This window comes from Bradyrhizobium sp. AUGA SZCCT0176 (assembly GCF_018130145.1).
Classification (GTDB): Bacteria; Pseudomonadota; Alphaproteobacteria; order Rhizobiales; family Xanthobacteraceae; genus Bradyrhizobium.
On sequence record NZ_JAFCMB010000009.1, the window covers coordinates 63,030 to 80,620 of the forward strand.

The window sequence follows — 17,591 nt, forward strand, 5'->3', positions numbered from 1 at the left end:
CTTACCAGTTACGCTGGGCGCGGAAGGCGAGAGACAATGTGCCCTGATCCTTGAGTTCGTACAGGGCTGCCGGCTTGACACTGACGGCCGGCAAGGCGGCGACGCCGGAATATTGCTGATCCACCAGCGTGTACATCAGCTCACCGGTGAAAGTGAGGTTCTTCACCGGGGACCAGCGCGTGTTGGCGCCGATCTGCGCGACGTTGAAGTTCGGGTTGCAGGTCGAGCCGGGCGTCAGGAAGGTGGCGACGGTGGCGCAGATATAACCTCTTGCCGTGGCATTGTAGCTGACCGACGTGTAGGAGCCGAAGAGCGCAGAATTCCACTGGTCGTTCCAGTTGTGCGTGTAGCCCGTACGAAAGCCCCACAGCTTGGTCGTCTCGATCCCATTGCCGGTCGTGAAAATGCCGTCAGAAACGCCCCCAATACTCAGCCCTTGGTAAACGCCAGCCAGGCCGCTGCTGCCATACATGGCGACGGTGGGCGCGACCAGACTCTGCCAGACGTAACGGCTGGCACCGTCCGAATAGCCAAATGAAATATCGATGTCGTCGCCCGGGCCGGTCGGCAGGTTCTTGATCGTCATGGCCAGTTGACCAGCCCAGCCCCACTTGTCGCTGGGATGACCTGAAGTTTCTGTCCCGCCGTAATAGGCCGCGTGGATGTTGTGCGCGGCTACCGAGGCCTGGAACATGCCCCAAGCCTGGTCGACGCGAAGCATGCCGACGATGTCCGGAGACCGCGTGCCGCCGAAGGCATTGGCGCCATACACGCCGCCCGCGAAGTTGGCCGCGGTGAGGGTGGACGCGTTCCACAAATTGGTCTGGTAGTAGGTGACTTGATCCTGCAACGAGATCGCACCGGTGATGCCCTGACCAAAATCCGCCGTATAGGAGAACTGGTTCACGCCTGTCGTGTCGGAGTGGCCGCCGAGCAGCGCGTCAGTGATGTTGGCGGGATAGCCGGCGAATGGTGTGTCGAACTGGGATATTGCCCTGCCGATCGTGAAGCCGGCGAACTGGATGAACGCGAGGTTGAGGGCGAACGAACCACCGGATAGACCGCCGTCAGAGGGGTTACCAACACCACCAAAGCCACCAGCCTGGGCGGCCGCAGAGTAAACGGTGCCGCCAGCGCCGGTGGAGGCATAGGTACCCGAGGTCCAGGAGAAATTCGCATCGAAGTATGTACGGAGCACACCATATTCGGTCGCGGTACGCGTATCGATGTTGAGGTTTTCGCGGGCGCGCGCGAAATAGTAGTTGCTCAGCCGGCTTTTTTGACCCGCGGCGCCACTCCAGGCCGGGGTGCCCTGAATGCCACCGCCGTTGAAGGTGACATCGGCGCGCAGGTATCCGCCGAGCTTGAAGCAGGTGTCGGTACCCGGGATGAAGTAGAAGCCATTTCCATAGAGGGAGCATATCCTGACATATTCGACCGCCTTGGCCTTGACTGGAAGATCCGCGGCCTGGGCTCCGCCCGTGGCGACGAGACATGCTACCGAGGCAAGCACTGCGCTGTTGATTGACTTCATGGTCCGCTTCCCTGCTGTTTCGGAGGGACCTCGTTCAGGCCTCGCTCCGAAACGATTCGATTATCTTAGGTCACAGATTTAGGTAACGATCCAAGCACCGGACAGTCAGCACATGTGTCTTCAGACTTCTTTCCTGGAGAGTGTTACGCGAAAGGCACAGGGACCGGCTTCCCTCATAAAATGGAAGCACTGCTCTGCGTCGTTTGGAGTGCTGCGCGCCTTGCGCTGGCGATGATCGCGGAAACCGAGCGGGCGCTGCTGGAGGCACAGATTGCAACGATGCCGGCCTCCGCTGAGACGGCCATCGAAAAAGATCAGGCCGTCGACACTACCGCTCATCGCGATGAGTGGTTGTCGTCACCGGGACTTCAGCAACCGGGATCGTTTTGGCACCTCAGGCTCTGGAAACGCTCAGGGCGGCACCACTGTTCGTAGAAGGAAAAAGCCCCAGCTCGGAGGCTTGCGAGCTGAGGCCAAGGCTTGCTGGACCAGATGCGCTGAAAGCCCAGCGGCGTGAGCATAGGCTCCGATCGCGCCCTGATCTATCATCCGTTTGATTTACCTCGGATTTTCCAAACACAGAGGATTGGAACAGAGTAAGGTTCCATACGCCGTTCTCACGCGGGAGTTATTCCGTATGCCTCGCTCCCCGTCCATCGTGCCGCATCGCGGCGATCACGACATCTATCTGGTGCTAAACGATTTTGGCAGGCTCGGACGCGCCTGGTGCGAGGCAGACGAGGAAGGCACCGACCGCGAGGCGCTGATCCGCCGTCTCCTGGAAGACCAGTTTAGCCATCCGGTGCGGATCGTCGCCTTCAATACTGCCGAGGGCTGGTCGCGCGACGTCACGGTCGATATTGCCGACGAGTTGCGTCGGCGCTTTCCTGAATTCGATGAGGTGCCGCTCTCGGTGCAGGAGTTCCTGGAAACCGCTGTCCGACGCTGAGCTGTAGCGGGACCATTGTCGTCCTCAACACTCACACCGCCGAGATCGAGGGAGCTCAGTAATCCTTCCTGAGTACCCAATCGGTCATGTCGCGTTTCGCTTAAACCGGGAGCCTGGCTATGCGACCAAAACGATCCCTTGCCGGCATCGTGCCAGGTCTCATGCGCTACAACGCCTTCGTCATCCAGGTCGCCACTCCAGGCACGAGATAGACCAGCGCGAGAACTGCTATGCTGATGACGAGGTATGGCACGACCGCCTGGAAGATATGCCCCATCGATACTTGAGGCGGCGTCACCCCCTTCATCGTCATCAGCAACAGGCCGTGGGGCGGCAGCAGCATTCCCAGTTGCATGCAGATCAGGAACAGCACCCCAAACCACACCGGGTCGATCGCAAGTGAGTTCACCAGAGGCATGAAGATGGGAAGCGTGATCAGCATCATGCTGACCTGATCGATGAAGACGCCGAGCGCGATCAGGATCAACAACATGACGATGACCAGGGCGTTGGCCGAAAGCCCGCTTTGCGTGATGATGTTGACGATTCCATTCGTGGCGCCGGAAAACGACAATATTTGAGAAAAGGTCGTTGCTCCGATGATGATGAAGAGAATCATCCCGGAAATAAGCACCGTGCCATGCAGGGATTGCCACAGAACTTTCGGCGTCAACGCTCGGTAGACGCCTGCGAGGACGATCGTCGCGAAAGCGCCGATCGCAGCAGACTCCGTCGGCGTTGCCCAGCCGGCCACCATCGCACCGACGACGAGCCCGAAGATCGAAACCAGCGGCACCACGTAAAGTACGAGGGGACTGAACCTCGCCCATCCGCTGTATTCCCTGAAATCGCTATCGGGCGCCAATTCCGGCTTGGACAATGTGCGCAGGATAATCCACCCGACGAAGAGAACCGAAAGAATGATGCCCGGCATAACTCCCCCGATGAGGAGTTTGGAGATCGAAATGCCGGAGAGACTCCCCAACAGAACGGCAAGGGCGCTCGGCGGAATCAGCATATCAACCGCGCCGATGGCCATGATGGGCCCCGTTGCCATCGTGGGATGATAGCCCCTCGACAGCATGATCGGCACCATCAGGCTGCCGAGCATCGCCGTCGTTGCGATTGTCGATCCCGAAATCGCGCTGAACACGGTTCCCGCCACCACCGCGACCACCGCAAGTCTGCCCGGGACATGCTTGATAACCCTCTCGATGCCGTCGATGACCTTGACCGCCAAACCGGTGTGAAAAAGCACTTCGCCCATCAGAACAAAGAGCGGAATCGGCGTCAGGGAGAACGTGGTGATCGAGGAGACCGAGCTGCGCACGAGCTGGGACAGGCCGGCTTCACCGGCCATAAAAAGGTAAGCTCCGATCAGATTGATGAGGAGAAACGCAAAACCGACCGGCAATCCGGCGAACATCAGGACGGTTGATCCACCAAGCAGCAACCAGGCGGCAGCTTCCCAACTCATCATGACACCGACACCTGCTCGCTGCGCGGCTGCCGAGGTCCGCCAAGGAGGCTTCGCAGCCGGAAGATTGCCTCGAGCGACAACAGCACAAACACAAACGGCAGTGGCGCCAGGCTCCACCACTCCGGATAAACCACCGTTTTGATGAGCATTGCGCTGCTGCCCGCACTTCGCCCGGTAACAACGAGGCCGTACCAGACCATCGCCACGCAACAAGCCAGCATCGCGCTGGCTGCAACCAACTCCATCAGCCAGCCGATCCGGGCCGGCACCATGTGGAGCAGGAGATCAATCCGGATATGGCGACCGCTTCGCAGCAGATACGGCGCCGACAGCAAGGTCATCAGGTAGATCGCAGACTCGGACAAGTCGCTGGCCAAAGCGAAGCCGCGCGGCATCCCTGGCACGGCCACATTGCGCAAGAACACGTCAACGCAAATGACCGACATCATCCCGAACAGTAACGCACATGCCAGGGATACCAACGCGAGGCAAAGCTTGCCAATCGACCGATCCAGCACATCCATTGACCACACTCTCGACACTGGCGGACGTCGCAAATATCAGCGATTCCCGAACAACGCTTTCAGCTTTTCAGCATGCACCGGGCTCGCCTTGCTCGCAGCCGCCCAGGCGACGCTATAGGCGGTATCGACGAAGACCTTCGCTTTGTCGCCATCCAGCTTGATCGTCTGGATGCCGGCATCCGCCTGCCGCTTTTCCTCATCGACGGCGTACTGCTTCCAGAAGCCGTTGCCGGCCTCCAGCTCCAACGCCATGCCGTTCAGGAAGTCACGCTGCTTCTCGGTAAGGCCCTTCCATTTGTCCAGATTGACGATGATGGAAACCTCCGCATCGTAAAAGCCCGGATCGACGCGAAATTTGGTGTGCTGCTGCCAGTTCAGGTCGAACAACCCGCCGATCGGCCAGCCATAGCCATCAACAACCCCTCGCTCCAGCGCCGTATAGACTTCACCTGGAGCCGTCGTGACGACATTCGCGTTAAGCGCCTGAAAGAACTCGCGATAAACTGGTGTGATCCGGATCTTGAGGCCGGTAAGGTCCGCCTTGTCGATCTTCTTGTTGAGATAGAGATGGAACGGCTGGTTCTCGACCATCCGTGCCAGGTACTGCATGTTGGCTTTCTCGTTCCACACCTTGTTGATGTAGTCGAAGGCTCCGTTCTTTCGTTGCTCAGCGACCGGCCTTTCAGCGAGCTTCAACATGTCGGCTTCGGGCATGACATTGGTGTAAAAAGCCCCCGTCGACAGGGCTATGTCGACGACACCCGTCTTCACCGCGTTGCCGACTTCAAATGTGGGAATGGCGCGCGGGCCGCCAATGAAGTTTATCTGCAGGACCCCTTTGCCGCGCTCGTTTACCGATTTCACCCACTTCAAAAGATGAGAAACGTAAAAACTGTTTTCCGGAAAGGCCGTAACGAGACGCAGCGACACTTCCTGCGCCATTGCAGAGGCCTGAAACAGGATCAGGCACGCCACCGCACCCAACAGACGTACGAGCTTCATTTTGTACTCCCCCTATTATCTTTGTCCGGTATCTTCAGAAGCTTAGCTGAACCTTCATGGATCGGCTGCGATCTCCCGCAACCTCGAAGGCGTGTATCGCCTCTTCCAGTCCAAAAACGCCGGTCAGCAGCGGCGCCAGATCCACCCGTTTCTGGTTGATGAGGTCGACGGCGAGACCGAATTCTTCATGGAAGCGGAAGGTGCCGCGCATCTCGATCTCCTTGGCCACCACCATGTTTTGCGGGATCGAAACGTCGCCGCCGAGGCCGAGCTGAACCAGGATGCCGCGCGGCTTGAGCACCTCCAGCCCCGAGCGGACCGCCCGTTCGTTGCCGGACGCCTCGAACTGGACATCGAAATAGCCCTTGTTGGCCGAATAGGCGCCGAGCTGATCGGGCGCGTCAGCGACATTGATCACCCGGTCCGCACCGAGCCCCAGCGCTTTCTGGAGCACCGCGGCCATGACGTCGGTCGCAACGATCTCCCGCGCACCGTGCAGACGCGCCGCCACGATCGCCAGGGCGCCGATCGGGCCGCATCCCGTCACCAGCACCCGCTTGCCGAGCAGCGATCCGGCACGGTTGACCGCATGCAGGACGACAGCAAACGGCTCCGCAAAAGCCGCCTCGTTGATCGAGATGCCGTCGGCGACCTTGTGGCATTGCCAGGCTTCCGCGACGAGGCGCTGGCGAAACGCACCCTGGATATGCGGCATCGGCATCGCGCTGCCGTAGAAGCGCATGTTGAGGCAATGGTTCTGCTGGCCCTTCAGGCAATAGTCGCAGGCATTGCAGGGCCGGCTCGGCGAGACCGCGACGCGGTCGCCGATCGCAAGCCCGGATACCGACGCCCCCAGCGCCTTGATGGTCCCGGCCACTTCGTGACCGAGGATCATCGGCTCGCGCACCCGCACGGTGCCGAAGCCGCCATGGTTGAAATAATGCAGATCCGATCCGCAGATGCCGCCGGCCTCGACGGCGATCTCGACCTGTCCCGCGCCGGCGGCCTCAGGTTCGCGTTCCTCGACCCGCAGATCGCGGGCGGCATGGATGACGACGGCTTTCATGGTGGAACTCCCGCAGCACGAACCTTACAGACTGGTGGTGATCCCGCCATCGACATAGAGCGTGTGCCCGTTGACAAAGGACGACGCCTTGCCGGACAGGAACACGGCGGCGCCGACCAACTCCTCGACATTGCCCCAGCGTCCGGCGGGGGTTCGCTTTTCGAGCCAGCCCGAGAATTCCGGATTGTCCACCAGCGCCTGGTTGAGCGGGGTCTTGAAGTAACCCGGCGCGAGCGCGTTGATCTGCAGGCCGTATTTGGCCCAGTCGGTGCACATGCCGCGGGTCAGGTTCTTGATCGCCCCCTTGGTTGCGGTGTAGGGCGCAATGCCCGGGCGCGCGAGCTCGCTCTGCACCGAGGCGATGTTGATGATCTTGCCCCGGCCGCGTGGGATCATGTGACGGGCGACGGCCTGGCCGACATAGAACGCGCTCGAAATGTTGGTGGCGAGCAATTGATCCCATCTCTCGACGGGAAAGTCTTCCAGCGGCGAGCGGAACTGCATGCCGGCGTTGTTGATCAGGATATCGATCGGCCCGGTATTCTGCTCGATCGCCCCGACGCCGTCCTTGGCGGCCTGCGCGTTCGTGACGTCGAATCCGGCGACCGATACCTTGTGTCCGGCGGACTTGAGTTTCGCCGCGGCCGCCTCCAGCTTGCCTGCGTCCCGACCGTTGAGGACGATCTCGGCGCCGTGTTCGGCAAGGCCCTGCGCCAGCGCAAAGCCGATGCCCTGCGACGAGCCGGTAATGAGCGCCCTTTGGCCGGTCAGTTGGAAAAGTTCAAATGCCATGTAACGACCCCTGCTGGCGTCGGGGGCAACAGCTTACCGCCCGAGCGACTCCTTGATACCGCTCAATCCAGGCCGCAGGAAGGGGGCGGAATGGTGTTGCGGGCTGGCTCGAACGCGACGAGTTCGGCTTTGTCGACGACCAAAAGCGCCTGGACCGTATCGCGGCTCATGATGCGCGTTGGCGCCTGGGGTGAACGCCGCTCGGCTATCTCACGGCTGCATCGAGCCACCCCGGCACCGGTCGCCCCTGACTCGACAGGTAACGCGCCAGCGCGGTGACAACCGGCATCACGGCGGGCCGCAAGGTCATGCGGTCGCGCCATGCAAGCAGCCTCGGTGTCTCCTGCCCCAGCACCGCTCCCATGCGTTCGCCGAACAGGGCAGCCATGTAGAACGCAATATCGGCGAAGGTGTAGTCGCCGGCGAGCCATTCGCGATCAGCCAGCAGCGCATCCATCTCCAGGTAATAGCGTGACGCATTGTCACGTGCTGCGATCGCGGCCGGGTCGTCGGGCCTGTCCTGCAATCCCATCAACCTAACGACGTGCGGGAAGTAGATTTCATCAGACCTCATCTCGAGCAGGCGTGCGGCGGCCCGCGCTGCCGGCTTGCGGGGCCACAGCGGCGGCGCCGGTTGCACGTCCTCCAGGTACTCGAAGATCTGTGTCGAGTCGAAAATCTCCACGTCACCGTCGATCAGCACCGGCACCTGCCGCTTCGGATTGACCCGCAGCACCTCGGGATGTTTCGGCTCGTAGCCGCGGTCGCGATCGTACGGCACCATGACCAGCTGGAAATCGATTGCCTTCTCGATCAGGGCAATCTGGACCTTGGCACCAAACATGCTAAGCGCTGCGGAATAGAGGATCATCATTTCCAACTTCTTGTCATTCCGGGTTTGCGACCGGGTGGGATGAACGCTTGCGCCATGGTCCAATGCATCACAGTTTGATGTCAACGCAAAACCGCAGGAGACCCGCGAAGTGACCGAAGCCTGGCCGGATCCGCGCGACAATCCCGTCGAGCATCCTTGCGGGCGATTGCCTCTCCCCTGCTTTGGTGAGAAGCCGCCGGCGCCACCGCAGATTGGCACATTTCCATCGCCGATTTACGTTCCCATTTTGAAGGCGTGAGAGCTCTTTTCCCATAAGGATCTGCTTAGCGAATACAGACACTCCGCAAAAAGCAAAGCGCCTACTCCATAGACAAACACATAGGCGACGATGAACGTGTCGATGCTCCAATGAAACAGAAACATAAGAGCGCTGATCAGCACCATCCCCGCAAGGGTAATGTTGGCGCGACGGGCGAGCGCCTCAAATTTTCCCGCGCCGACCAGCACATATGCGCACGTGTTTTGTATCAGCATGAACACGAGCATTGCACAAATTGCCATGCGCATAATAGGCGAGACTATTCCGCTATGGTTCAAAATCGTACCAAATATCCTTTCGCCGAACATGGAGACCGCGACAATGCCCACGGTCATCGGCAATAAACCCAACACGAATCCGGCCGCGGTTGCTCTTCCTAATCCGGACGCATTTTCGTTATGTAGCGCGCGCGTTTGGTGAGGGAGGACCGTCTCTGCGCCAATCAGGTAGGTCATCATCGCGAAGCGCGTCACCTTATAGAACATATCGAACGCGACAATTGCCGATCCATCCCCTGTGGCAGACAGCAAATAATACGGAAAAATGCTGATCACAAACTCAGCCGATAACAACACGACTGCCGCGCGCGCGTCCCGTAATTTGCGCCTCAGAAAAAGCAGCCCCTCGAGAAACACCCCGCTCTGCAATGCAAAGCCGTGTGGTCGGGCGAGCCAGACCAGAGCTGCTATTGACGTCACCCATATGAATAAGCTCAGCGCGCCATATGCGACAAACGAAAGGCCAAAAAGCATCGCGATCGTCACCACCAGGATCGCTACACGTCTAACCAGATCAACGCCCTCAGTCCAAACAAAGCCATCCCTGGCGTTGATGGCCATGCGAAGGGGCATACGCGGCAAAGGACAGACGGCTCCGGCGAAAATCAGGAGGTATGCGATGCCATGATGTTCGACATGAACAATGCCGGCAATGAACACCACACCCAGAATAGCGACGGCGATGGCAGCGATCGCGGTGTAGATCGTCACGCTTGCTAGCACCAGGTCGTGGTCGCCTTGATTCGCCTTACGTTTGTGAGCCTCACTCAGGTAGTGAGACCGCAGTTCAGAAAATGTCAGAACGGCAAGTCCGAGATCGCATTGCACCACAAGAGTAGCGACCGCCAGCAAGCCCGCAATAAATGCATACGACTCAAGGCCTATCGTTCGAATCAGCACATACGCCAGGACAAAACTCGATATCGCCGCAAGTGCGGTATTGAGCCCCTTCAGCACAAGAAGAGCTGGCCAGTTATGCGCGCCGCGGCCCAAGCCCGCTAGTATTGCGCTTCCCAGGCCTCGTTTGCGAATTGCTAGTGGTGGGTGAAACCAGAATAGAGACATAGCAATCATCCGCGCCCATCGGAGCCTGGCCGGCCGCACGTGGGCGAACCAGGCGAGCTATGCCTGTTTCGCCCGTATGTAAGCAACGACCGTCTGCGACCTTTTTGTAGGCGATGCCGTGCGCCTTGCAGAGCTCTATCGCCTGCCCGATACGATGCCAACGGATACAGCGCTCCAAGGCTAGAATTCACCTAGCCCTCCCGAGGTACCCACCATTGCCAATTGTCCAGTCAGCGGGGAAGTAGCTGTAATCTTTGCCACTGGCGATTGCAGTGGCTTGGTGTAGCGGCGGCACACCGCGGTCACATTCTTGTGGTCACGGAGGCTTGTGTGACGAATTTGCTCCTGGAGAACGCGAAGTCGGCTCGCGTGATCTGGTCCGAGGGAGCCTCGTCCGTCCGCGACGGCGCAGAGCCCGAGGTCCAATGCACGCTGGGCCAAGTCATCGGTCGGACTGCCAGCCGGTTCCCGGACCAGCCTGCGATCGTCTCCACCAGGTTTGCGCCGCTGACGTACCGCGATCTTCAGGACCAGTTGGACGGCATCCGCCGGCAGCTGCGTTTGGCTGGATTCGATTGCAAGGCCCGGATCGGGGTACTCATGCCGAACGGCGCGGAGGCGGTTCTCGCCATTGTGGCGGTGGCCTGCTGCAGCATCGCGGTTCCTCTTGACCCGCGACTGTCCGAGGCGGAATTCGATCAACGTCTCGACATGCTGCGCCTGGACGCGCTTCTCGCGCCGCAAGGCAGAGCCTTTGAAGCGCGTCAGGCGGCCGAGCGGAGAAGGATTGCCGTGATCGAAGCCGCTCCGATCGGACGCGGTGCACTTGGACTAAATATCGCCGTGCAGGTCTCCAGCTCCCCTGCGATCGACGCCGAGCCTGATCCGGGCTCGCCTGCCTTCATCCTGCAGACGTCGGGCACGACCGCGCAGCCAAAGCTCATTCCGTTCAGTCATAGCAATATGCTGGCGGCGGCCGCACGGCTTCAGGCCTGGTTCGGCCTCACGCCTTGGGACCGCTGCCTGAGCGTGTCGTCCCCTTACTATTCCCATGGGCTCAAAGTAACGGTCTTCACACCATTGCTGACGGGCGGCAGCATTGCTGTGCCGGCAAACAGCGCCATCCTGGCGCTCGATGAATGGCTCGATATCCTGCGGCCGACCTGGTACTCGGCGGGCCCCACGCTCCACACTGCCGTGCTGGACAAGGCAAAGAGCCTCGAGGATGCGCCGGCGGCGCACACTCTGCGGCTCGTTGTTTCGGGCGGCGCGCCACTCGCGAAGGAGGTGCAGAACGACTTGCAGCGCGTTTTGGGCGTGCCGGTGCTGGAACATTACGGCTCCAGTGAAGCTGCGCAAATCGCCGCCAATCTGCCGCCGCCCGGTCCAAACCGGCCAGGGACTTGCGGGCAACCTTGGCCTGATACGGTGGCCATTGTCGGTGAGGATGGACATCCCTTACGGGCTGGCGAGCGGGGCGAGGTCTGGGTTCGTGGCCCCACCGTGATCTCTGGCTATCTCGATGCGCCGGAACTCAATCAAGCTGCTTTCAAAGAGGGGTGGCTTCGCACCGGCGACATCGGCAGCCTCGACAAAGACGGCTTCCTGTCCCTGCACGGGCGCCTGAGCGAACTGATCAACCGCGGCGGTGAGAAGATCTCCCCCGCTGAGGTCGACTCCGCGCTGCTGCGCCATCCCGCCGTAGCCGAGGCCGCTGCTTTCGCAATCCCCCATCCACGCCTCGGCGAGGACGTCGCAGCCGCCATCGTTCGCCATCCTGGCGCGCAGGCGACACCTGCGGAGCTTCGCCAGTTCCTGCAACACGCCTTGGCCTCTTTCAAGATTCCGCGGCGCATTCTGATCCTCGACCAACTGCCAAAGGGGGCGACGGGAAAGGTTCAGCGGCGACGGCTGCGCGCGTCGCTCGACGGGCTGTCGGGCGATCAGGAGGCGATGCCCGCGCCTGCTGTGAACAAAGAGCCGTTGGATCTGGAAGCTGAATTGCTGACCCTGTGGCGGAGGCTGCTCAAGTCCGAGGCTGTGACGGTCGACGATGATTTTTTCGCCAGCGGTGGTGACTCGCTCCTGGCGATGGAAATGCTCCTCGAAGTCGAGCGGCTCATCGGGCACCCCGTACCGGAAACGATTTTGTACGGGGCAGAAACGATCCGGCAACTTGCCCCGAAAATGGCCATGCAGGCAGGCACGCCGGCGACGCCGTTCTTCCAGTTCGGTGCCGGCGGCAATCGGCCTCCCCTGTACTTCTTCAATGGGGACTTCGTCAGCGGCCACTCGTGCGTGCGGCGGGTGGTGGAACTCTTCGGGGCCGATTACCCGCTCATTTCTATCGATCCCCATGGTCTACGCGGGGAGTCGATTCCGCCGTCGATCGAGGAGATGGCCGCCGACCGCCTGCCGCTTATTTTGGAGAAGCAGAACAGCGGTCCTTTCCTCCTGGGCGGCAAATGCAACGGCGCCATGGTGGCGTTTGAAACAGCCCGCCTGCTGATGGCGGCCGGCCACAAGGTTGATAGGGTTGTGATGGTCGATCCGCCGACCGTCAGTGCCCGTCCGGCACCGCGGGCGATCCTTGGGCTGCTGAGGCCGATAGTCTCGCCTTACTGTCTGCGCTGGACCTATGAACAAATGGGGCGGCTGGAGCGGTTCTTCAAGGCGCCGACGAGCAAGCCAATGACGATCGCCAGGCTCTATGGCACTTTTTACAATAATGAGATTCCGCCGGCGTTATGGGACGCTTATTCGATCGCGATGGCGCAGTATCTTCCGGCACCGCTCCAGGTCCCTGTGACCTTTTACGCGGCCGACCACGACGGCCGGGCGTGGCGGCATCTCAGTTCTCAACTCGAAGTGATCGAGGTGCCTGGGGGACACAGTGGTTGCCTGACGATCGGCGCTGAATATCTGGTTGATCATCTGCGGCAAAGAATTGACGTTCTGGTTGACGGCGCGCCCTCTGCCGTTGAACCGCACTTTTCGCCGATCGGCTGTCACGGCGCGCAAATCGGTGGCCCCGCACTGGTCATCGAAACTTGAGGATCGGACCAGGGCGGCAGCAACGCAAATTGCGCCGTGCCAGTGCCTTGCGATGTTCAGCCAACCGGTCCGGGGATCCAATAGTCGCCGGAAAGCGGCCTGACGCTTACGCCGTAAATTACCCCGAGCTGCAGGCTTGGATCGAAATGGCGCATCGTCCGCTCATTGAGGTCAATGATGCGGCCAGGCGTCAGCGGCCCCACGTCATTTATCTTGACGATGACCTTCTTGCCTACAGCCTCAACCAGGGCATATTTCGGCCTCGCGCCATATCGGACCCCACCAAATTTCTGGCGCAGACTCGTCTTGATGGCAGCCGCCCAGACAGTGGGCTCATAGCGCTCGCCGGAGGCTGTGTTCGGGCCGCCCTCCCGCCATCCGGGCCGGAACGGATTGTACGTGGATGCTGCGCCAACGATCGCATCCCCAGAAGCGGCAATGACGACGGCGCTTGAATGAACTGCAGCCATTTCACTTCGAGCAACGGTAACAGAAATGGCAAGCAGCACTACGACGCCGCAAATTGCGGCGCTCGAGCGAAACAACATCGTAACTCCTCGATTGATTTTCTGGATCGTTCGGTTCCCGATCCCGCAAAAAATGGTCAAGCGAACGCGGATGCGTTAACGAGCTTGCACCGATTTTGCGGATTCGTGCCGACACTGGCGACGGAACCGTTGTGGGAACCAGGATGGTCCTCCCACAGGTGTCTTTCCCACCGACTAAGAAAGAAATTGCGTCAGCAGCATGACTGAATAGAGGCGCTTGGTGAGGGCGTGAGCAGGAGCACGCGTCTGGCCGATGTCGGCTCGGGTCACAAGCAGACGTTCCAGCTGATCCATGAGCAAGTCTGCTTCGGCCTCACCAGCGGACATGAGAGGCGACGGCGACACGTGATCAGGTAAGCGTCTCATCCGGATGTGAGCAAGAGAAGTCTGCCTCGGTCCGTCGAGAAGCGGTCGAGGACGAATTGAGAGGCGTCAAACAATCGGGGAATTCGTCGGCCGGATTCCACTGCCGGCCCACAGCTCAGCGGGATCGAAATTTGTCTCCGTTGAAAATCTCCTCACAACGGGCGTTTCAGCGGTTAGCTGAGTGGAGCACTCCTGTGGTCCCTGGCTGCCCTCGGGTGCCAACGTCTGCCCTGCATCGTGGGCAGGCAAGCCAATTATCAGTCGCATTGGTCTCACTTCCAGAAGCGTACAGGTTGCTGCAAACTGCATATGTAATCTCGCGATTCGTAGATGTCTTGAGGACCCATGAACGAGACCTTGATATCCGCCTGCACGATGTTTCTCATTCCAGCGACGCTCTTGTTTGGCGCTTTAGGTGTCGCGAACTCGTCCTTTCTCAAGATGCTGGTCTGCTTGCTTGGCATCGCCACGACAGGGTTATGGCTTTACCGGATATGGTGGTGGGCAAACCTGTCTTTGATTGATCGCAGAACGGCGCTCGGTCTCGCGGGCATGTTTGCGTGCGCATGGCTGGTGACATTCCTGGTGCAGTTGAAGAATGTGTTCTCGTCGCGCTGACTGGCTTCGTTCCGTGGGGTGCATCGGCTGACAGCACCTTGGCTCACGACGTCGTCGGCGAGGGTGGTGTAATCGTCTCGGTCGACAACATCCGTTATCGCGCATCGATCCGGGTCACCGCTGCCTTCCCGAATTGCGGCTCGCTATTGGTGCCCGGCAAGGATTTGCGCGGCAGCGCCGATGCCTTGCCGGAAGGCCTCGTCGAACGTGACAGCCGCAAGCTGCCATTGCTGCGACCTGCCCTGCCAATCGAGCTGCCAGTCCGAGTTCCACCGCAGCTCCTGATCGTCCCAGACGAGGCGCACGATCAGCACGACCTCTCCGCCCCGCCCGGCCACGGCTTCAGCGATCTTCGCGGGCGCGATGCCCGCAAGCGCAAGCTCATTGGCGCCGACGCCGGCGAGCGCTGCGGCATCGGGCAGCACGATGGGCATTCCCCGCTTGGCCGCGGCCGCCAGGAGGGCAGCCCGCTGCAGATCCGTCTCTTTCGAGTCGCCTGCAACCACGTATCGTCGCGCGCCCGGCTGCATCTCCACGAAGACGCCAAGCACCGGGCGGCGGGTAAGCCATGGCTTGACGCCCAGCTTGGCAAGCATGCCGTTGATGGCGGCCTCGTCGAACTCGGCCGTCAGAATGAAGGAGCGGTCGCGGGTGCCCTGCTCGTCGTTCTTCGGCTTGCCGCCCTTTTCATCGCGGTAGGAAAAGTCCCGAACCAGTTTCGCAGCATCGGCCTTGTATGGGTCGAGACGCGGGTCGCCCGCGAGCCGCAGCGTGCCGCTTACTTTGATGAGAACGTCTTCCAGGCACGATGCGAAGCCGAGGATACGGTTTACCTCGCCCTGCCCCGTCACGATGGTCTGCGCGCGATAGAGTTCTGCCGGCGGAATAGCGTTCGTCGCGTTGGCGAGCCCCGGTTGCTGTGGCGTGTCGGCGGCGACGGCGGGGAGCGCGAGCAGCACTACCGCCGCGATTGCCGCCAGAAAGCAGGGAATGGAGCGTGTCGTCGCTGGATGCATCCTCAAGGCCGAAAGCCCTCACTTGATGTTGGCGACGCAATGCTGATCGCACCCGTCTCCAGGCAAATCCTCTCCTGACTGGGTATTCTACAGGGAAACTGACGATATTGGGGGCCAGCGAGCGCTGCCTTGCAGTTTCCGATTAGAGCACGAACGTGACCAGTTGATACAGCGCATAGGCCAGTTGCACGCCCAACACGGCCAAGGCTACGATCATCAAAAAGGAGCTGAAATGCATGAGGGTTGAAACCAATATGCCCTCTTGAACTGATTGTTCTCGCAAGAAGACTTCGAACTGATCAGTACGTCATGCTGCCCTACAAACGTTTGGCAGTTCGAGAAGGAGGCTTCCGCCGCCGCGGAAGTAATGTCATTGCCGCGAACCTCTTCTTGGCCGGAGGTCGCTTGTTGGACGGAAGTTCACGCCTACGTGCCGTAGAAAATCTTCATCCCCCACACCACGACGACGACGGCCGACACCAGCGTGGCCGCCGTCAAGATACTTTCTAAGGAAGCGACTCTCATACTACTACTCCGCTTCCCAGCCCCGTTTGCGGTCTAGTTGATTCGTTCGGTCCGCCGCAATCGCGCGGGCGACTGTGTTGAGCGCTCGCATGGCAATTGTGGTTTGCGGGCCACATCATTCCCGTAGAATTACTGGCGCAGCGAGTGGGATTCGAACTCCCGGTACGGCCGGGCGGCAGTCGTGATCAAACCAGTCTCCACCGATAGTCTCCGCAAAACGGGAACATCCGACATCGGCGACTTCCACCCCAGGAGCGGCGAACAGGGAGTCTGGAGACGAAATCGAATGCGCGAAAAGCCGGGATGCCCGGCCCTATCTCGCGTTTCTTGGGAAGCCTCGCCGAACGCCGGAATCGCTGGCTGGGGCGGGAGGGTACTCAGCCCGATGGGCTCCACCATCAACCAATTGAAAACGCTACAAAAATTGGTGCGATTCTGGGGTAGTAACGGGGGGCGTCCGACAGAAATCCGCCTACGCTGTTCCTACGACGTCCTTCTTGTGGAACAGCTTTCGAGGCCTCGATAGGGTACCCCATTATAGGCGGAGCAATGAAGCCGGCAGCGGCGCCCAACCCCGTTCAAGTCGCGGGACTGCCCGCATTCTGAAACCTCCGGAGTGCAGAGCATCGGCGATGAGCGGTGCGCTGCCGCGGGAGCCCTACAATGAGAGGCCCGTCATCTTGAGCACAGCCTCGGGCCGTTCACCCTGGACTGCGATCTTCGAAAGCGCTCTTGCGATCTCCTCCAGATCTGTTGCCGTGAGCGTCACGTCGACCGTGCCGCGCTTCTCCTCCAGACGATGTAGCTTGGTGGTGTCGGGGATCGACGAAGAACCGGTAATGAGCCCCCTCTTGCACTTTGAGGGTCATATGACGGTCGTCCCATACCGACTACGAGCGTAAAAATCTCATCGCCCGAGCGATTTCTTGATACCGTTCAGTCCAAGGCGCAGGAAGGGGTCGGAATGAATATAATAGAATTGGACGCCTTTTTCGCGCCAATGCGGCAATTCGTCGGCCGTCACCAGCGTACCAGCAATCTTGCCGGCGGCGCGTATCTTGTCGACGGTGAAACCGACCTTGTCGATAACGGCCTGTGGGCGGGGTTGACCGAAGGCTGGCGCCGGCGGGTATCCCATGTTTTGCGACAGGTCGCCGGGGCCGATGAAGAACACGTCGATCCCTTCCACCGCGAGGAGTTCGTCGATATTGCCGATCGCCTCCAGCGTCTCGACCATCGAGACGACTAGCCGCTTTTCGTGATCGGCCGGACAGGCGTAGCGAACCGCATCGACGATAGCGCGGGCCTGATCCGCGGTATCGACCATAGGCACCATCAGGCCATCAGCCCCGGCATTCAGATAGCGGATTAGCAGCGAGCGCTGGTGGGAATCCGGCCGTACGATCGCGGCCCCGCCGGCACCACGTATGACCTGCGCGGCATTCCGCACATCCTCGAAACCCCACGCACCATGCTCGCAGTCGACGAAGATCGAGTCCGCGCCAAGCTCCACCAGCCGCGCCGAGAGGCTGGCCGATACATGATGGGGATTGAACATGGTGATCGCCTCACCCTTCGACAGGCGTTCGCGCAGCTTGGCTCCATTCATGGCCGTTCCTT

The 17,591-nt window shown here is 60.4% G+C and carries 15 protein-coding genes and 1 pseudogene; 4 read left to right on the plus strand and 12 right to left on the minus strand.

Features of this window, described 5'->3' with window-relative positions:
• Position 1: 1 nt before the first annotated feature.
• Positions 2-1,534 carry a porin gene (locus JQ600_RS21610; protein WP_212385934.1) on the minus strand — a complete coding sequence of 511 codons (1,533 nt, stop codon included), beginning with the start codon at positions 1,532-1,534 and terminating at the stop codon, positions 2-4.
• Between the two features lie 180 nt (positions 1,535-1,714).
• Here JQ600_RS21610 and JQ600_RS21615 point away from each other — a divergent pair, with 180 nt between their 5' ends.
• Positions 1,715-1,969: a hypothetical protein gene (locus JQ600_RS21615; RefSeq protein ID WP_212385933.1), complete on the plus strand. Its 255-nt coding sequence runs from the start codon at positions 1,715-1,717 to the stop codon at positions 1,967-1,969.
• 202 nt (positions 1,970-2,171) lie between these two features.
• Positions 2,172-2,483: a hypothetical protein gene (locus tag JQ600_RS21620; protein WP_212385932.1), complete on the plus strand. Its 312-nt coding sequence runs from the start codon at positions 2,172-2,174 to the stop codon at positions 2,481-2,483.
• A 166-nt stretch (positions 2,484-2,649) separates the two neighbouring features.
• Here the strand turns inward: JQ600_RS21620 and JQ600_RS21625 are convergent, their stop codons facing one another.
• From JQ600_RS21625 to JQ600_RS21655, 7 genes are all read right to left on the minus strand, one after another.
• A complete protein-coding gene (locus tag JQ600_RS21625; RefSeq protein WP_249136011.1) occupies positions 2,650-3,909 on the minus strand; it encodes a TRAP transporter large permease in 1,260 nt (419 codons plus the stop codon).
• 50 nt (positions 3,910-3,959) lie between these two features.
• Positions 3,960-4,487, minus strand: coding sequence for a TRAP transporter small permease (locus JQ600_RS21630; RefSeq protein WP_212385931.1), 528 nt, complete (start codon positions 4,485-4,487; stop codon positions 3,960-3,962).
• A 36-nt stretch (positions 4,488-4,523) separates the two neighbouring features.
• A complete protein-coding gene (gene dctP, locus JQ600_RS21635; RefSeq protein ID WP_312010859.1) occupies positions 4,524-5,462 on the minus strand; it encodes a TRAP transporter substrate-binding protein DctP in 939 nt (312 codons plus the stop codon).
• 61 nt (positions 5,463-5,523) lie between these two features.
• Positions 5,524-6,555, minus strand: a complete 1,032-nt coding sequence (locus JQ600_RS21640; RefSeq protein WP_212385929.1) for an L-idonate 5-dehydrogenase — start codon at positions 6,553-6,555, stop codon at positions 5,524-5,526.
• A 24-nt stretch (positions 6,556-6,579) separates the two neighbouring features.
• Positions 6,580-7,347: an SDR family oxidoreductase gene (locus JQ600_RS21645; protein WP_212385928.1), complete on the minus strand. Its 768-nt coding sequence runs from the start codon at positions 7,345-7,347 to the stop codon at positions 6,580-6,582.
• 205 nt (positions 7,348-7,552) lie between these two features.
• Positions 7,553-8,221 carry a glutathione S-transferase family protein gene (locus tag JQ600_RS21650; protein ID WP_212385927.1) on the minus strand — a complete coding sequence of 223 codons (669 nt, stop codon included), beginning with the start codon at positions 8,219-8,221 and terminating at the stop codon, positions 7,553-7,555.
• A 234-nt stretch (positions 8,222-8,455) separates the two neighbouring features.
• Positions 8,456-9,844, minus strand: coding sequence for a hypothetical protein (locus JQ600_RS21655; protein ID WP_212385926.1), 1,389 nt, complete (start codon positions 9,842-9,844; stop codon positions 8,456-8,458).
• A 330-nt stretch (positions 9,845-10,174) separates the two neighbouring features.
• Here JQ600_RS21655 and JQ600_RS21660 point away from each other — a divergent pair, with 330 nt between their 5' ends.
• Positions 10,175-12,898 (plus strand): AMP-binding protein, encoded by a 2,724-nt coding sequence (locus JQ600_RS21660; protein WP_312010855.1) that lies wholly within the window; start codon positions 10,175-10,177, stop codon positions 12,896-12,898.
• A gap of 56 nt (positions 12,899-12,954) precedes the next feature.
• On the opposite strand, the gene JQ600_RS21665 is transcribed toward JQ600_RS21660, so the two are convergent.
• On the minus strand, positions 12,955-13,446 hold the full coding sequence (locus tag JQ600_RS21665) for a septal ring lytic transglycosylase RlpA family protein (protein WP_212268180.1): 492 nt from the start codon (positions 13,444-13,446) through the stop codon (positions 12,955-12,957).
• A gap of 711 nt (positions 13,447-14,157) precedes the next feature.
• Between JQ600_RS21665 and JQ600_RS21670 the strand changes: the two genes are divergently transcribed.
• Positions 14,158-14,430: a hypothetical protein gene (locus JQ600_RS21670; RefSeq protein WP_212268182.1), complete on the plus strand. Its 273-nt coding sequence runs from the start codon at positions 14,158-14,160 to the stop codon at positions 14,428-14,430.
• A 143-nt stretch (positions 14,431-14,573) separates the two neighbouring features.
• On the opposite strand, the gene JQ600_RS21675 is transcribed toward JQ600_RS21670, so the two are convergent.
• The 3 genes and pseudogenes from JQ600_RS21675 to JQ600_RS21680 form a co-directional block, all read right to left on the minus strand.
• Positions 14,574-15,446 carry a DUF2066 domain-containing protein gene (locus JQ600_RS21675; RefSeq protein WP_212385925.1) on the minus strand — a complete coding sequence of 291 codons (873 nt, stop codon included), beginning with the start codon at positions 15,444-15,446 and terminating at the stop codon, positions 14,574-14,576.
• A 1,183-nt stretch (positions 15,447-16,629) separates the two neighbouring features.
• Positions 16,630-16,794: pseudogene (locus tag JQ600_RS36940) on the minus strand (aldo/keto reductase); the annotation flags it as partial.
• Between the two features lie 84 nt (positions 16,795-16,878).
• Positions 16,879-17,580, minus strand: a complete 702-nt coding sequence (locus JQ600_RS21680; protein ID WP_212385924.1) for an HpcH/HpaI aldolase/citrate lyase family protein — start codon at positions 17,578-17,580, stop codon at positions 16,879-16,881.
• Between the last annotated feature and the right edge of the window lie 11 nt (positions 17,581-17,591).